Consider the following 16,845-nt stretch of genomic DNA (forward strand, 5'->3'; position numbering starts at 1 on the left):
TTTTATCATAGTATTTTTAAATTAGGTTTGTGTTTTTTGATTGAAAAGAATTCTTTCTTTTATTAAACAACACAGAAGTGATGCAACACCCTATTTTATTTTTTTGCTCTTAGTTTTGATTATTTAGTTAAAAAGAATAGGGTGTTATGTGGTAGAGGTGTTGTGTAATTGTAGAGTGATAAGATTAAAAAGCAACATTATGAATCAATCTATATTGATTAATTATGAACGTGGTAGTTAATAGATTAAAATCATATCATTCTATTTTTTTTGTATAAATAGCTTAGTTTTGAAAAAAGCAAAGTATTTATCGAATGTCTGAAGAACAAAAGTCTGTTTGTGACGAAAAAAATTTCAGAATGATTTTTGAGAATCATTCAAAGGTAATTCTCAATTTCGTTTATTATAAATGTGGAGATATGCAACAGGCAGAGGATATCACGCAAGAGGCTTTTGTGAAACTTTGGAAAAATTGTAGTAAAGTTTTATTTGGTAAAGCAAAGTCGTTTTTGATGAAAGTAGCTCAAAATGCTTTTTTAAATGAGGTGCGGCATCAAAAAGTGCTTTTAAAATATAACAAGCAAAGTTTTTCTTCAATAAAATTCGACTATAGTCCAGAATTTTTAATGGAAGAGAAGGAATTTATGATAAAGCTGGAAAGGTGTATTGCCGAGTTGCCTCAAAAGCAACGAGTAGTTTTTTTATTGAGTAGAAAAGATAATAAAACGTATCGTGAAATAGCTGAGATTATCGGCTTATCGCAAAAAGCAGTAGAAAGAAGAATGCACCTGGCGCTTTTAGAACTTAGAGAAAAATTAGGAAGATCCATCTAATAGTATTGCAAAATGGAAAAACCAGACAAAACAAATGATTTGTTGGCGAAGTGGGTGAGTAATGAGTTATCTGACTCAGAGCTTGAAGCTTTCGAAAAGTCGAAGGATTATATGCTGTATAAGACTATATTAGAAGGTACAAAGCTATTAGAAGTTCCAGAGACAGATCGAGAAAAACTTTTTGATCGTATTCAGGAAGATAAACACAAAGAGACCAAGGTTAAGCGCCTAATCCCTAATTGGGCATACGGCGTTGCGGCTAGTGTAGCCTTAATTTTTGGAGTTGCATTGTTTTTAAATCAAAAAATATCTTATGAATCTGATTTTGGTGAGCAACTGGCAGTAACACTACCAGATGGTTCTGAAGTTTTGCTAAATGCAAAATCGAAATTATATTATAAAGAACAAGGCTGGGGAGAAGAGCAAAGAAATGTTTTTCTTAATGGAGAAGGTTATTTTATAGTAAAAAAAGGAAGTACGTTTACTGTAATTTCGGGAGAAAAAAAGGTTTCGGTTTTAGGTACACAGTTCAATGTTATTACCAATTCCAATTTTTTTGAAGTTTCTTGTTTCGAAGGTAAGGTTAAGGTAGAAAGTGGTACATCTTCTAAAATTATAAGTAAAGGAGAGCGAGTTAGAGATATTGATAATACACTACAGTATGATGAAATAAAAGAACACAATCCTACCTGGATTCATGGTGAGAGTAGTTTTAGTTCAATTCCGTTGTCACAAGTGATTATAGCTATAGAAAAACAATATAATGTTATAATTAAATCTGAAAATATTGATCAAAAACTATACTATACAGGAGCATTTACACATGACAATCTCCAAAATGCGTTACATACAGTTTTTGATGCTATGGATATTAAATTTATTTTTATAGACAATACTACTATTGAATTGTCTGAAGAATAAATGAAGTACAAATTCTTTTTACTATTGTTTTTCCTCTTGGGCCTTATTGGGTATACTCAAGAAGATAAGGGTATCCGTTTTAGTAATATTGGGTTGGATGAGTTTTTAACTGAACTTGAGACAAAGTACGATGTTAAGTTTTCTTACAACTCTTCTTCTTTTGAAGGGTTTTCAATTTCTCTTGAAATTGATAATGCAACCCTATCAGGAATTCTTAATAAAGTGTCAGAAGATTATCCCTTTCAATTTAATAAAGTTGATGAGCGCTATTATGTGGTGAAATTAGAGAAAGAAGTAACGGTATGTGGGTATTTGCTAGATGAACAAAATACTCCAATGACTGGAGCCACGATTTTGAACGAGTCCAGAAAAATTGGGGTTTTGTCGAATGACCAGGGCTTTTTTAGCATTAAGAAAAATAAGATTAACGATACTTTGACTTTTTCTTTTATCGGGTATAAAACTGCAAAGGTAAAAGTAAAAGATGTTATTGATCCCGATTGCACCAAAATAACCCTGCAACAAGAAAGCTTTATGCTAAACGAGGTGCTTATTAAGGAATATCTTGCCTCTGGAATGGTTAAAAAAAGAAACGGGGCGGTAGAAATTAAACCTAAAGAGCTGGAATTGATTTCTGGTGTTTCAGAACCCGATGTACTGCAAAATATACAATTGCTACCTGGTATTGAAAGTCCTTTAGAAACAGCTTCGGGGATTTATATTCGAGGCGGTACACCCGATCAGAATTTAATTTTATGGGATGGAATAAAAATGTATAATTCAGATCATTTTTTTGGACTAATATCAGCCTTTAATCCGTATATATTAGAAGGAATTACCATTTTTAAAAACGGTACTCAGTCACAATATGGCGACAGGGTAGCAGGGGTAATTGACATTAAAACTGAAGATGCTATTCCAAATACCGTTCAAGGAGGTGTAGGAGTGAATATGACTCACGGAGATGCTTATTTGAAAATACCACTTTCTAAAAAGACAGGGTTGCTGGTTTCGGGGAGGAGATCGATAACCGATATCTTGGAAACACCCACAATCACTAAATTCTCGAATAGAGCTTTCCAGAATACTAGTATAAGTTCGAATAAAAGTATTTTTGATCCTGAATTCACCGAAATCAAAGAGCAATTTTATTTTACAGACGTCACCTGGAAATTAACGACTCATATATCTGATAAACATAAGCTTGCAGTTTCTAGTTTATATACCAGAAATAAGCTAGACTATTCGTTTAGTGATATTGAGTTTGCAGATAGTTCTAGCGACAAATTGGGGATTAAAAATTTTGGCACTAATCTAAGTTGGGAAGGAGAGTGGAGTCCAAAATTTTCTACCAGATCTGAAATCACATATTCTGAGTATGATTTAGAATACGAAGGGAGGAATATGTTTTTTAATCAAAATCAGATAATTACCAAAGAAAATGACATTCAAGAATTTGGGTTCCTATTTAACTCAGACTGGAAATTAGGTGCCAATTTTGTATGGTCAAATGGGTATCAATTATATTCTGATAAAGTCGGTTTTATTTTTACAGATACCAGCGATATTTTTGAAAACGAACAGGATAATTCTATCAATAGTTTTTATACGCAACTACAATATAGAGGACTAAAATCCTGGTTAGTTAATTTGGGAGTAAGAGCAAGTTATTATGCAGGTTTGAACAAATCGTATCTGGAGCCTAGACTTTTTGTTGAGAAAAAATTAGGGAAACACTTCAGTCTTAATAGCTCGGCAGAGCTGAAAAATCAATCGATTAGTCAGGTCATAGAATTTGCGACCTTCAATTTTGGTTTAGAAAATCAGGTTTGGATATTGGCTCAGGAGGATGGATTTCCTTTGTTACAAAGTCGTCAATTCACTGTAGGAGGGTTGTTCAACAAGGGAAATTGGAACATAGAAGTCGATAGTTATTATAAAAAAGTAAAAGGACTTACTTCGTTAACCCGTGGTTTTGAAACTCTTGCTAATGGTTTTTCTGAAGGTGAAAGTATCTCACAAGGAATCGATGTTTTGATTAAGAAGAAAATAGGCAAGTATACCTCTTGGTTAGGCTACTCGTTTTCTGATACCATGTTTACTTTTGATGATATCAATAATGGTAATTCTTTTCAAGGAAACAATAACATAGCGCATTCATTATCCTGGTCTCATGCACTGCAATTAAATAAATTTCAATTTTCTTTAGGTTGGAAATATAGAACTGGAATACCGTTTACTCAGGCTACCGGATTTGAAATTATAGATAACCAACCAATTATTCAACTAGAAGAGGCCAATGCTAGAAACTTACCAGATTACCATAGATTAGATTTTTCTATGGTTTATGATTTTAATTGGTCCAAGAATAGCGATAAAGTAAAAGGTAGATTAGGAGTTTCTTTGTTGAATTTATACGAGCAAAAAAACATTTTAAATCGCACTTTTACACTCTACCAATTGCAAGATCAAGAAGGTAATATTTCTTTTGAATTGAGAGAAGTGAATAAATTTTCTTTAGGGATCACCCCAAATCTTACATTTAGATTAAGTTTTTGAAAAGTAGTATGTTTATTTTTTTATCTAATTAAAGAAAAACTACCGGTAACAACTCTTCCATCTCCCAATTCAATTCTAAACCAATATTCGCTAGAGGGCATTAGCTTGCTATTAAATGTTCCATCCCAGCCATCACCAGTTGGTCTTATTTGTTTTAGGAGTTTTCCATACCTATCAAAAATATATACCATGGATCCCTGTGCAATTTGGTTTGAGATGCCTATAATATTCCAACTTTCATGAAATCCGTCACCATTAGGCGTAAAGTATTTCGGGAAACCAATTACCGAGATATTTTGAGTTACTATAGGTAAACAACCATTCTTATCTCTAACATATATAGTATGAAACCCTGGAGGCACATTAGTAAACGTAGGGTCGTCTTGATATTCGCTAAGTTCGTTGTTAATTTCGACAGCATATTCGTAGTCTCCCGAACCAGCCGCGTTTACAGTTACTATATTGTTATCCCTTGCATCATTAATATCGATGGATGCAATCGATGCAATACTTGAGCCAATAACCGTGAAGGCACGAGTCTTGGTGCAACCGGTTTGCATAGAAGTTACATCTACCGTATACACTCCTGGTTCTGTTGCTAAAATAGTTTCGGTTGTTTCATTGGTAGACCATTGGTAGGTGAAATCGCTTAGATTACTTCCCGGAGATAACCCTGAGTTAATGGGGATACTATTTTCGTTTTCACACAAAAAACCTTCACCTTGATCTTCTATGTCGGGCAAAGGATCTACAAAAAGGAATACCTGACTTATACCAAAACAATCGATTCCATTTTCCTGCACCCTTGCATATACAAAATCATCACCTTGCGAATTTGGTGTAGAGTTGATGTAGTCGGTAATAGAATTCATATTGAGTAACGCATCATCAGTATTTAAAAAATAAGATATGGTTAAACCTGTAGTAGAAATACCTGCAAGTACCTGGAGATCAGCTTGTGTAAGATCAAAAGAAGTAAAGCCATCTTCGGCACCGTCATCATCACATGCTCTTAATTCGGCATCATTAACCCTAGTATTACTTATTTCTAATGTAACTGTAGAAATGCTAAAACAGTTTGTATTCTCATTGTTGATGACCCGGGCATATACAATTTGATTGTTTTGATTGTTTTCAAAAGCACTAATGTTATTAATTGCTGGAGTACCAGCTTGAGCAGCTGGTAAATCGCTGTAAAACTGAACAGAATAATTAGTGTTTCCTCCTGTGAGTTCATCGGTGGCTAAGCTTAAATCAAAAATAGTTAAGCCATCACCTATGGTTTCGTAAGCGTCACATTGAATCAGGGTAGAAGAAACAACTGGAGGGATTTCAAAAAAAGTAGCATTGGCTACGCCGATAAGTGCACAACTCCCATCATTTAAATCAACTTCGAGTCTATAATTTCCAGTAGCAGTAATATCTAAAAAATTAGTAGTGCTTGAACTTGGTACATCATTGATAAACCAAGTATATGTAGCTCCAGGAATATTCTGATATGATAGACGGTAAATATCTCCATCACAAAGAGGGAGGTTTACATCGTTTGGTTCTCCGTTATTTATGATGTCAATAGTTTGAGCAAAAATAGACTGAATAAATGGAGGTAGCCCAAGGCGAGAACCTCTGTTTCTATCGTTATTTACAATGATTCCCCGTTGTATATAAATTACATCGCTTGCAGAAGCTTCGGGGTTTTCTATAACTCCCAGAAAATCGCCATTTTCTTCAATAAAACTGTATTGAGCTTTATAAATTTTTCCGTCTGGTCCTAGCTGAAGAGCACCCGCGCTAAGACGAAGTATGGCCTGGTTATTTTCATTCCGAATTCTAGTACCGCTAGCGGCAATCTGATTATCAGGTAAAGAAAGATCAAATTGTATAAGAAAACTATCTCCAATGGGGTCAGAAAGTCCAACAGTAGCATATAATTTTTGTCCGCTTTGCGAAAATTCTATTCCATATGGAGAATTACCATCGTATAATTCAATTTCATTACTTACAATACCCGTCGCGCTATCAAAATCGTATAGTAATATTTTTCCCGGACCTTCACCTCCGGTAATAGTAGCGAATCCTAAATGAGCAACTGCCAATTTATCTCCTTCGGGAGAAGTTTTTATATAACCTAATGCATTTCTTCTATATCCGGAAAGAGGCACTGTTGTACCAGTCGTAGAAGTTACAGGTGTTGTGTTTACCCCGGTTTGCGTAACACTAAATGCGTAAAAGGTATCTACAAAATGAGTGATTACCCAAAACGAGTCACAGTCATCACTTTTTACAGCTGTAATTTTTTCTGAGCATTTATATGCACTTTCTAAAGTATTTGAAGTGTCATATGTGATTAATGGAATGTTTTTTTGACCCGGGACTACACCTCCTAATCCACCATTGAGAGATAAATCTACCACAGAATACATAAACCCATCATTTACCCCATCTCCATCAAAAGTTTCAGGATCATTATCTGCATTTACATGATGAGGTTCGTCAACAGTAAAAATGATGTATATATTTGGGGTGTTGGGTTGTGGTACAATCAAAGCAGAAGATGTACTAGAAGGATCTCCTTTTAGTCGGGTTCCATTTTGCATGACATTATGAAAGCGGTCCCAAACGGTTATTCCATCAGTATAGAACAATAGTTGTCCGGTAGCATCAGAAATAGTAGTACATCCTTCTAAGGTGTCTATTTGTCCATCTATAAGTGCTGTTGGAGGAGTGGTATTAAAGCTTAATCCAGCATTTTGACCAAAATACCAATTGTTAGCTTCTCCCTGACCATATGTGCTCCAATAAAGAAAGAGTGAAAAAAGAAATAAGTGTGAATATTTCATTAAACTTTGACGCTAAAGGGCCAAAGATATCATAAATCTCTCTTTTTAAGAAGCCAGTATGAAAGTCTTACAAATATTACCGTCCATACCAATACAATTACAATCTCATACCAGTGTACTGCATAGTCATAACTTATATCTTCTCCAACCTGGTTAGCCAAGGACTGAACCGCATTTAATCTAGAGCCAGGCTCATCGATAAGATTCCACATAGACCCAAATGGAAAGAAAGCAAAAATCTTATCAGCAAGGTCTTTGGAGTATTTTGACATAACATATAAGTAAGGAAAAATTTCAACCACCAAGAACCAGATGAATAGAAACCCTAATGCAAATGCTGATCTTTTAATAAGGATTCCAATAAATAAACAAAATGAGAAAAAACCGATAAGTTTTACTAAGTAGGCAATTAAATATTCTAAGTCGGAAAATATAATAGGAATCTCATTGTAATCAGAAAATATTAAGCCTAATATTAGAGAGACTACAAATACAAAAAGTGTAGATATAACCGAGAAAACAACTACGGTTAGAAATTTAGACGCCAGGAACTCTTTTTTGCTCAGTCCATCAATTAAGTTCTGTTTTAAGGTTTTATTGCTGTATTCATTAGCTACCATTGATACTATGACAATTGCTAAAAATAACTTGAATAAAGCAGCAACGAAGGTATTAAAATGCCAGATGTAAGGGAAACTAAATATGCCCATGTCTGCCAAATGGAACTTTATAGGACCAATATTAAATTTGATAGATGCGAATAAGGCAATTGAAATTAATAATCCAAAATAACAAAAAATTAAAAATTTACTGGATCTGTTATTCCATAATTTAATGAATTCTATATTAAGTAATCGTAACATGAGTCTAGTTTAAGTTGTTGGTTAATTGTAAGAACTGTTCTTCAAGGCTTTCTTTGCGTTTTACAAGATGAGTAAGAATAATACCATCATTGAATAGCTGCTTGTTTAAACTTTCTTCATCTAATTCTTCAGCTAAAAATGCGATAAGCTTGTCTTCTTCTTCTTTAAAACTTTTAAAACGTGCTTGTTTAGATAACCACTCTTTTAAAGCAGAATTTTGATTACTTTTTAGTTCAAAGAAACCGTAACTAGCGTTCATTTCATCTACTGGTCCCGAATACAACTTAATCCCTTTTCGTATAATGACTACATGACTACATACTTTTTCTACTTCGTCCAAAAGGTGGGAAGCCAATAATATGGTAGTTCCTTGTGCAGCAATTTTTTTGATAATTTGTCGTATTTGATGGATCCCTTGTGGATCTAGACCATTTGTGGGTTCATCAAGAATTAAAATTTCAGGATCATTTAATAGAGCAGAAGCAATAGCTAATCGTTGTTTCATTCCTAAAGAAAATGTTCTAAACTTACTGTCTTTACGATCTAATAACCCAACAACTTCTAGTTTTTCTTCAATCTTATCGGGAGCGACTCCTTTGATCTGACATACCAACTTTAGATTTTGAGCAGCGGTCATATAAGGATAAAAATTTGGTCGTTCGATAATAGCTCCAACCTTTTTTAAAGCATCATGGGTAGAAGTATTACCATCAAACCAAGTAAAATCGCCAGAAGTCTTGTTAACAACATTGAGAACTATACCTAAGGTAGTCGATTTTCCACTTCCATTAGGTCCAAGAATCCCATATACATTCCCTTTTTTGATCGTAAAGGATAAGTCTTTTACTGCGGTTATCGGGCCAAATCTCTTGGTGAGATTATTTAGCGTTAGAATATTTTCCAATGAACTATTTTTTTGGTGGTTATATTAAACTAGACGACAGAGGAGAATATTTGTTACAATTTGAAGGTAGATTACAGTTGTGATATTTGTTAATATTGTTGTAATCGGGGTATATTGGGTTTTTGGAGTTTCAACATTGGAATTCGTAACTTGCCAGAAGAAATGATAGATGGTTATGGAAGAAAAATTAATGTCAAAAAAAAAACCAACATATCCTATCAATGATTTGTTGGATTCGTATTTAAAAGCTTGTAATCGAAAGATTAAGATTCCAGTATTTTATGATGATTTACTTCGGTTTTCGGGATCTATAGTGGTTTATGATAGTAACGATGAAGATACATTATGGGTTCGTGTATACTACGAAGAACATGAACGACCAGAGATAGAACTAAGTCTTAAAAAGGTGTACACTATTCTTCATTCTGACGGTAATGAGGATGCTATCGAGTTTTTAAATATAGACGCTATTGACTATTGTACTTTCGGAAACTCAAAACCTTTTAGAATAAAAGTACGAAACATTCTCAATGATAATTATACTTATATCTATGTGAAAAAGGCAGATGCTTCAAGAATTTATGGTTTGGAACTTGAGCATATGTTTTCTCCGAATCGAATTAATTTTTTGGTGTATAAAAATACTTTGATAGAGGAGCATATTGCGGGAATTCCCGGAGATGTATTTATTAAGGATTTTTTACCCGACTTAAGTGATCAGGCAAAATCACAGATCGCAAAAGAATTTGTGAAATTTAATGAGCGTTGTCAAATGCGATTATTAGGGGATATGCGCTCATACAATTATGTTATCATACCTATTCATGATTTTGACCATGTAGAGTATAAGATAAGGGCTATAGACTTTGATCAGCAGTGTTATGAAGGAAAATTAAAAGTATATCAACCTCAGTTTTTCAAAGAAAATTTTAACATGGTTGATATCGTAATGAAAAAATTGCAGCCAAACTCTATTGAACAATATAAAAAAGAAGAACGATCTATTTTGGCCAAGCGTATTTTGGCTTCCAGATCGAGGTATGAAAATTTGGTAGAGTGCATGTGTGCCGATCAGATTTCGACCGAGGATAATACAAAGGAGTTACGCGAGCATCTCTATAATTTTACGTTAGATTTAAAATTTAGAAGAAGCGATTCTATGGGTGAAGTACTCAAAACAGCCCTTGACTTTGTGAGACGAAATTATGAAAATGTGAATATGAAAAATTTATTAGATCGATAAAATTCTTTTTTACAATTGTGTTCTCTTGAAAAAATAGAGAGTTATTATTTAGAAACAAGACATTATAATATTCCTATTCCCAACAACACCGAGAATATAATTAGAAAGATACCTACCACCATTTGTATGGTGTTAATCGTGATTTTTTTTAAAAATTTATTACCGAGGTATGCTCCAGTAAAAGCCATAATAGTAGCAACAATTAGTACAGGGTAATTTAGTCTATCTCCTAGTTGTGATATATCTTTTGCATAGATTGAAATTCTAGATATATCTATACAGCAGGCTATTACAACTCCAGTTGCAATAAATGCTTCTTTAGATAACTTTGCTCGTATAAGAAAAGCGGTACGCAATGCACCTTGATGTCCAGATAAACCTCCAAAGAATCCACTTAACGCTCCTCCTACGGGCAAGTGTTTAGTGTCTATTTCTAATCGTTTTAGTTTTGGTATAAGATCAAAAAAGGAGAAGAATATAAGTAATAGAGAGATACATATTTTTACTACGGTTATTTCATATGATTTGGCCCCAAGGGTATATGAATATACTGCAGGGATTTCGGTAAGTTGCCCTAAAATGTAAGCGCCTAGAAAGGCAAATAAAGCAGCAGGAAGACCAAATCGAAGTACTGTTCTAACATTGGCAGACTTTCCAACCAATGTCAATTTAAAAATGTTATTTAACAGATGCACAATGGCAGTAAGCGCAATAGCAATATCTATAGGAAAAAAAAGTGCAAATACCGGCATAAGCAAGGTGCCCAGACCAAAACCAGAAAAAAATGTAAGTCCAGATCCTAACAGTGCTATTATGCCAACAAGAACATAATCCACGGTTAGGTCTTTTGTTCTTTATTGAAATATACTAAATAATAATACATTTGTTTTTCTTCATCCCACCCTTTTTCAACGAATTTTTCTGCAGATTCAGGGTTGATGAAATCCATCTTAATTTGCACATTGGTATCCAAATTGATGACATTCTTCATTTTCTTACGAGCTGCTGTAACGGCATTATTGGCAATAGGAAAGGAGGTAAGGTCTTCTATTTGATATTTTGGTGCTTTTTCGACTTTGTAATGTTTGAATTCTGGAATCAGATCAGGATTGTCTATAACATCATTTAAAAATGCAGATTCATCGAACTCATCGTTTTTAGCAAAATGATTTACAGCACGATTCATAAACATCACTTCTTCCTTTTTATCTTCGGCTGGAAGTACAACATCTTTTGCAAAATCCTGGCAAAATTTCATATATCTTTTCGTGTAGAAGTTTTCATCGGCAAAAGCTTCAACACCTAAAAAATGCTCTAACCAGTATTTGGTGTCGTATTTGTTAGAATCGACAGAAAGTATTTTATATCCTTCTTCCTTTTTGTGATTAAAAATAAGACATCCTTTGTCTAGTTTATTAAGATTTACTCCTTGTTGAATGAGTAATTCAATGTTTGATTCTTTTTCAGCGAATTGAAGAAAATCGTGTTTCAATTCTGATTTAAAAATTCCAATTGCATCTACCTTTTCATTATCTATTGTTACGTTGTCAAGATAGGTAACATATACTTCACCACTTTTGATATGTGGGTGCTGTGATTGTTCATAAAGCAGAGATGCTATTCTTTTCGATTTCTCGTGAACTGATGCAGGATTATTAAAAATCTCGGTACAAATTTTAAACAATGGGTTAAACTCAATGTCAACTTCATCAGCAAATTGAAAGTAGTTTTCCTCTTTTTCCCGAAAGGGTTTGAAAAAATATTCTTTTAACAGCGCTGTTAATTCATCATTAATAGCATAAGGGGCTTCAGAAAGAAAGATATTTTCGTTTCGGCTTTTATTACCAATTTTGTGTATTGAAAGAGATTCAATTTGAGTGCTATATAGGTTGATCATATTTTTTTTGTTTCAATGTAAAAAAGTGCTTCAAGGAATTTGAGTATTACTCTGGATACTATCAGTTCCAGTTCTCGTCAAAACCCAAATCATTGTATTCATCAAGATCCATAAAATCTTCGTCCTCATCATAATCATCAGATTCGTTGGCAGTAAATTCCTTTTCGGGAGCTTGATCGGGGATTTGTCCATGAACAAACATTAAGTTCGGATATTTCATCCCGCTTTCGTGATCTGCGATTTCAGCTAATTCTACCAAGAAAGTCCACATGTTTAAGAAATCATAGATATAAATCAGTTTTGGTGATGCTTCATGAACCACATCTATTAAACTGGTTTCATTCATGAGTCGAATTGGTTGCGCACCATCACTCATATCAAATAAAGATATTTCTTCACCTTGGTTCCATTTATCATCACTAATGTAAAACGATGCCATTTCTGTGCCGTCAAACCCAAAAGATTGGGTGATTACATTGTGAAATTGCTCCAAAGTTGCGTCTTGTTCAATTTCAATATCTCTAAAGACATCTTCTTCAGTGTCTAATATAACTCTAAAACGATAAATCATTCTTGACTAATTTGATTTGCAAAGATACAAACAAGTTTGTGACTTCTTTCAGATTTTGACCTTGTTGTTTTATAGTTTTTCCATTTCTGGTTTAGTTTTAAAAACTTCCAAAAGAATAAAAAATTGTACTCCAAATAGTAATGAGGACAATACCAAATGTAGGGGTTGTGATAAAAATGGAAAATCAAAATAATACATTAAAATCCCGGTAAATGCTTCCAGGCCAATAAAAATCATCACCCATGTTAGTTTGTGTAAACCTAGTTGTAAACGTCTGTGTTGTAAGAATAGCCAAGCATTTACCAATACTACAAGAACAGAAAAAGATCTGTGTACATAGAACATAATGGTTGGTGGGTCTAGCCATTGAGATTTTGCTGAGTCTCCAAGTGTTTTTATTTGCTGATCTACGTGCTGTCGTACTTGGGTTCCAAGGGCTACCTGAATCAAAGTGAGTCCTACAGAAAACAACAAAATAGATTTAAAAGTTCTAGAAAAATGGGCGATTCTAAATCGTTCTTTGGTTAAGAATAAAAGAAAAATTAGAACAGCTAGTATGACAAAAGCCATTACCATATGTATGGTGATTCTAAATGGTAATAAATTCGAATCAACAACAACTTTGCCTAACCATGCTTGAAATCCCATGGTTAACAGTACTATAGTTGCCAAAATAGGAATTTGTTTATTTTTCTTCCAAAACTTAAACGAAACAAAGAACATGAGTAAGATGGGAATACCTGAAAGTACTGTGCATAATCGATTAATATATTCGATCCATGTATGCCATACATTAAACTTGGCATAGTCATGTTTGGTATAAGGTTTCCAATTCGATGAATTGTATTGTTGTCCTGATGTGAAATCTTGAGGAGCAATTCGCAATTCTTCATCAACAATAACAATGAACCCTTTTTTATAATCATGATTTGGTTGCCACTGAATTTGAGCTTGTTCTGTTGGTGGAATATAGTATCCAAAACATTTAGGCCAGTCTGGGCAACCCATTCCCGAACCAGTCATTCTCACTACAGCTCCTGCAATTATTATGAGATATATAAAAACAATAGATGTTATTATCAGAGTTCTAAAATGCTTCTTCATATTCTTAATTTTTCTCTAACCCTAGTTCTTTTCCTTTTTGTAGCATATACTGGAATGCCGCTTCATGTTCATTTGGGATTTCCCCTTCCAGAATAGCTTCTTTTATAGCTTCTTTGATGATGCCAATTTCTCTTGACGGTCTTAAGTCGAAAGTTTTCATTATTTCTTCCCCACTCACAGGAGGTTGGAAATTACGTACATGATCTCTCTCTTCGACTTCAACAATTTTTTGTCGTACAATCTTGAAATTGTTATGATATTTTTTAAAACGTTTCGGGTTTTTAGTTGTGATATCTGCTTCACATAATGTCATAAGTTCTTCGATATAGTCACCAGCATCAAAAACTAATCTGCGTACAGCAGAATCTGTAACATCTGAAGCAATAACTATGGGTCTTGAGCTCATTAAAACCATTTTTTGAACGAATTTCATTTTTTCATTCAATGGCATTTTTAATCTCTTGAACAGCTTATATACCATTTTTGAGCCCACGAATTCATGTCCGTGAAATGTCCATCCAACTTTTTTACTGAACTTTTTAGTAGGCGCTTTACCAATATCATGTAATAAAGCGGCCCATCGTAGCCAAAGATCATCAGTGTTTTCAGAGATATTATCAACTACTTCCAGTGTGTGATAGAAATTATCTTTATGCCGTTGTCCTTCAATTTCATCGATACCTTTTAATGCTATCAACTCTGGTAAAATAAAGTTAAGTAATCCGGTTTTTTCTAATAATATAAAGCCTATCGAAGGTTTCTCGCTTAATAGAATTTTATGTAGTTCATCTACAATACGCTCTTTGGTAATAATGGTAATACGTTCCTTATTTCTTGTGATAGCTTGTAAAGATTCTTCTTCAATTTTGAAGTTTAACTGTGTTGCAAAACGAATAGCTCTCATCATACGCAACGGATCATCAGAGTAGGTGATATCAGGATTTAGCGGAGTTCGAATTAGTTTAGACTTCATGTCATCAACACCAGAAAAAGGATCTAGTAATTCGCCAAAGTGTTCTTGTGATAAGTTAAGAGCTAGGGCATTGATGGTGAAATCTCTACGGTTTTGATCATCTTCCAAAGTTCCGTTTTCTACAACTGGATTACGACTGTTCTCGGCATATGATTCTTTACGAGCTCCAACAAATTCTATCTCAATATCATCAGTTTTTAGCATAGCAGTACCATAGGTTTTAAAAACTTGAACCTTAGGTTTATTAGGCAGTAGTTTCGAAACTTCTTTAGCCAATTCAATACCGCTTCCTACGGCAACAATATCTATGTCTTTGGCAGTGCCTCTTTGTAATATATAATCCCTTACATATCCTCCTATTACATAACTATCTACGTTAAGATGTTCTGCAGCTTTGGTAATTGTCTTAAATATTGGATGTTGTAAGGCTTTTTTAAAATTTTTGGCTTCAGACATGAATCAATTTACTTCCTGATAATTTTCACGGTACTGTCATTTCCAATTTTAATAATCGAAGATGGTTTCATACCTTTTTTTTGTAGGGGCAAATTTACAACATAGTCTACGCCTTCCAAAATAGCGGTGGATATTTCTTTAAAGTTTTTTGGAGTAGGCATCCCGCTTATATTAGCTGAAGTAGAAACTATAGGGCGTTTGAATTTTCGTATGAGTTTTCCGCAGAAAGGATCTCTTGCCACCCGAATAGCCAAGGTATTATCTTCTGCAACAATGTTTTCTGCTACTCGAAGAGGTTTGTCATAAATAATAGTAGTCGGTTTTGAAGCGTATTTCAATATATCATAAGCTACTTCGGGAACATCTTCAACGTACTGTTGAAGCATTTTGAAATCACTAACCAAGCAAATCATAGATTTACTTTCTGCTCTTTGTTTTAGTGCAAAAATTTTATCTATAGCATCTGCATTGGTGGCATCGCATCCAATACCCCAAACGGTATCTGTAGGATAAAGAATAATACCTCCTTTTTTTAAAACTGAAAGTGTTTTTTCGATTTCCAATTGTTGATCAGCCATGATTTGCAATGTTTTTATAAACGTTTAAAGTCTGTTCTGCCATATTACTGGTAGTATATTTCTCCATGAGTTTTGTGTATCCTCTCTCTACAAAGTTCTTTTGAGTATCTGGTTTCTTTGCCAGATGTAATATGTGTTTTGTTAATGTTTCTGGATCATGCATTGGAGCTAGTAGACCATTTACATCGTGTTCTATTATCTCCGGAATTCCTCCCACATTTGTACTTATCACAGGGACTTTATGATACATAGATTCATAGATAAACTGTGGGATCCCTTCACTTTGCGAAGTGATAAGAGACATACCAAATTGGGGGATGAAATTTGAAGCGTTTGGAGTATATCCCATAAAAATCATGTGATTCTCCAAGTTTAGCTCTTTTATTCGGGTTAATAATGCCTCAGTTCGTTCGGTGAATGTTCCAATTTGTACAAAGAAAAAATCATTTCTTTTTTCTTTGTTTACAATTTGATCTCCAATATCTACCCAGGTATCTAAGTGTTTTGCTCGTATGTGATTTGCAATATTTCCGATAATAATTTTGTTATCAGAGATATTGTATTTATCTCTAATCTTAAACGGAGTTTCTGCGCTTTTGGTTTTTAAATTTGTTCCATGATAAATGGTTATAAGTTTATCATGATCTCGTATTCCTTTTTCGGCTATTCTTTTGGTCTCTTCTGAAACGCAAAGTATTTTTTTAATCTTGGGATAGTTGTATTTATACAGTGTTTTTTTTCGCTGTTTGATAGGGAAAGAGGTTTTTTTACTGAAGATAAAAGGTGGAAGGTTATAAAGTTTATCTGCAATAATTGCCAATTGAATTGCACTTGGGTCGTGAATGTGAATGATGTCAATTTTTTCCTTTTTACATACACGACCTAATTTAAAAACGTATCCAGGGTCAATTTTTATGCGTAAAGGAGCTGGTATAACAGGCAAGTCTGTTTTCTTGAGTCTCTCATGAAAAGGAGAGTTATTTACACAAAAAATAGTGTTTTTTACTTCGGGATGTGTTGAAGCTAGTTCACTGCATAAATTTTCAATATGATTTTCGCCACCACCCCAATTCGTTACTGCAGATAAATGTAAAATATGCATA

14 protein-coding genes are annotated in these 16,845 nt (G+C 33.9%); 4 read left to right on the forward strand and 10 right to left on the reverse strand.

Annotated features, from left to right (window positions below; translation table 11 throughout):
- The first annotated feature begins 314 nt into the window (after window positions 1-314).
- Genes M0D21_RS10970 through M0D21_RS10980 form a run of 3 tightly spaced genes read left to right on the forward strand, consistent with a single transcriptional unit; the run spans window position 315 to window position 4,313 of the window.
- On the forward strand, window positions 315-833 hold the full coding sequence (locus tag M0D21_RS10970) for an RNA polymerase sigma factor (RefSeq protein ID WP_248329362.1): 519 nt from the start codon (window positions 315-317) through the stop codon (window positions 831-833).
- A gap of 12 nt (window positions 834-845) precedes the next feature.
- Window positions 846-1,754, forward strand: coding sequence for a FecR family protein (locus M0D21_RS10975; protein WP_248329364.1), 909 nt, complete (start codon window positions 846-848; stop codon window positions 1,752-1,754).
- The gene (locus M0D21_RS10980) at window positions 1,755-4,313 is read left to right on the forward strand and encodes a carboxypeptidase-like regulatory domain-containing protein (RefSeq protein ID WP_248329366.1); all 2,559 of its coding nucleotides are present in this window, start codon (window positions 1,755-1,757) and stop codon (window positions 4,311-4,313) included.
- 20 nt (window positions 4,314-4,333) lie between these two features.
- Here M0D21_RS10980 and M0D21_RS10985 read toward each other — a convergent pair whose 3' ends face one another.
- Genes M0D21_RS10985 through M0D21_RS10995 form a run of 3 tightly spaced genes read right to left on the reverse strand, consistent with a single transcriptional unit; the run spans window position 4,334 to window position 8,920 of the window.
- Window positions 4,334-7,153, reverse strand: coding sequence for a T9SS type B sorting domain-containing protein (locus M0D21_RS10985; RefSeq protein ID WP_248329368.1), 2,820 nt, complete (start codon window positions 7,151-7,153; stop codon window positions 4,334-4,336).
- A 29-nt stretch (window positions 7,154-7,182) separates the two neighbouring features.
- Window positions 7,183-8,016 (reverse strand): ABC transporter permease, encoded by an 834-nt coding sequence (locus M0D21_RS10990; protein ID WP_248329370.1) that lies wholly within the window; start codon window positions 8,014-8,016, stop codon window positions 7,183-7,185.
- Between the two features lie 4 nt (window positions 8,017-8,020).
- A complete protein-coding gene (locus M0D21_RS10995; protein ID WP_248329373.1) occupies window positions 8,021-8,920 on the reverse strand; it encodes an ABC transporter ATP-binding protein in 900 nt (299 codons plus the stop codon).
- A 175-nt stretch (window positions 8,921-9,095) separates the two neighbouring features.
- On the opposite strand from M0D21_RS10995, the gene M0D21_RS11000 reads away from it, so the two are divergent.
- A complete protein-coding gene (locus M0D21_RS11000) occupies window positions 9,096-10,163 on the forward strand; it encodes a hypothetical protein (protein ID WP_248329376.1) in 1,068 nt (355 codons plus the stop codon).
- Window positions 10,164-10,225: 62 nt separating this feature from the next.
- Here the strand turns inward: M0D21_RS11000 and M0D21_RS11005 are convergent, their stop codons facing one another.
- From M0D21_RS11005 to M0D21_RS11035, 7 genes are all read right to left on the reverse strand, one after another.
- On the reverse strand, window positions 10,226-10,999 hold the full coding sequence (locus M0D21_RS11005) for a TSUP family transporter (protein WP_248329378.1): 774 nt from the start codon (window positions 10,997-10,999) through the stop codon (window positions 10,226-10,228).
- A gap of 2 nt (window positions 11,000-11,001) precedes the next feature.
- The gene (locus tag M0D21_RS11010; protein WP_248329380.1) at window positions 11,002-12,060 is read right to left on the reverse strand and encodes a nucleoid-associated protein; all 1,059 of its coding nucleotides are present in this window, start codon (window positions 12,058-12,060) and stop codon (window positions 11,002-11,004) included.
- A gap of 61 nt (window positions 12,061-12,121) precedes the next feature.
- Window positions 12,122-12,631: a plasmid pRiA4b ORF-3 family protein gene (locus M0D21_RS11015; protein WP_248329382.1), complete on the reverse strand. Its 510-nt coding sequence runs from the start codon at window positions 12,629-12,631 to the stop codon at window positions 12,122-12,124.
- A 69-nt stretch (window positions 12,632-12,700) separates the two neighbouring features.
- Window positions 12,701-13,735 (reverse strand): COX15/CtaA family protein, encoded by a 1,035-nt coding sequence (locus M0D21_RS11020; RefSeq protein WP_248329384.1) that lies wholly within the window; start codon window positions 13,733-13,735, stop codon window positions 12,701-12,703.
- Between the two features lie 4 nt (window positions 13,736-13,739).
- Window positions 13,740-15,164: a CCA tRNA nucleotidyltransferase gene (locus M0D21_RS11025; RefSeq protein WP_248329386.1), complete on the reverse strand. Its 1,425-nt coding sequence runs from the start codon at window positions 15,162-15,164 to the stop codon at window positions 13,740-13,742.
- An 8-nt stretch (window positions 15,165-15,172) separates the two neighbouring features.
- Window positions 15,173-15,742, reverse strand: a complete 570-nt coding sequence (locus M0D21_RS11030) for an L-threonylcarbamoyladenylate synthase (RefSeq protein ID WP_248329388.1) — start codon at window positions 15,740-15,742, stop codon at window positions 15,173-15,175.
- Window positions 15,735-16,844, reverse strand: coding sequence for a glycosyltransferase family 4 protein (locus M0D21_RS11035; protein WP_248329391.1), 1,110 nt, complete (start codon window positions 16,842-16,844; stop codon window positions 15,735-15,737). Before M0D21_RS11035 ends, M0D21_RS11030 begins: the two co-directional genes overlap by 8 nt.
- Window position 16,845: the final 1 nt, after the last annotated feature.

This window comes from Aquimarina acroporae (genome assembly GCF_023195925.1).
GTDB lineage: Bacteria > Bacteroidota > Bacteroidia > Flavobacteriales > Flavobacteriaceae > Aquimarina > Aquimarina acroporae.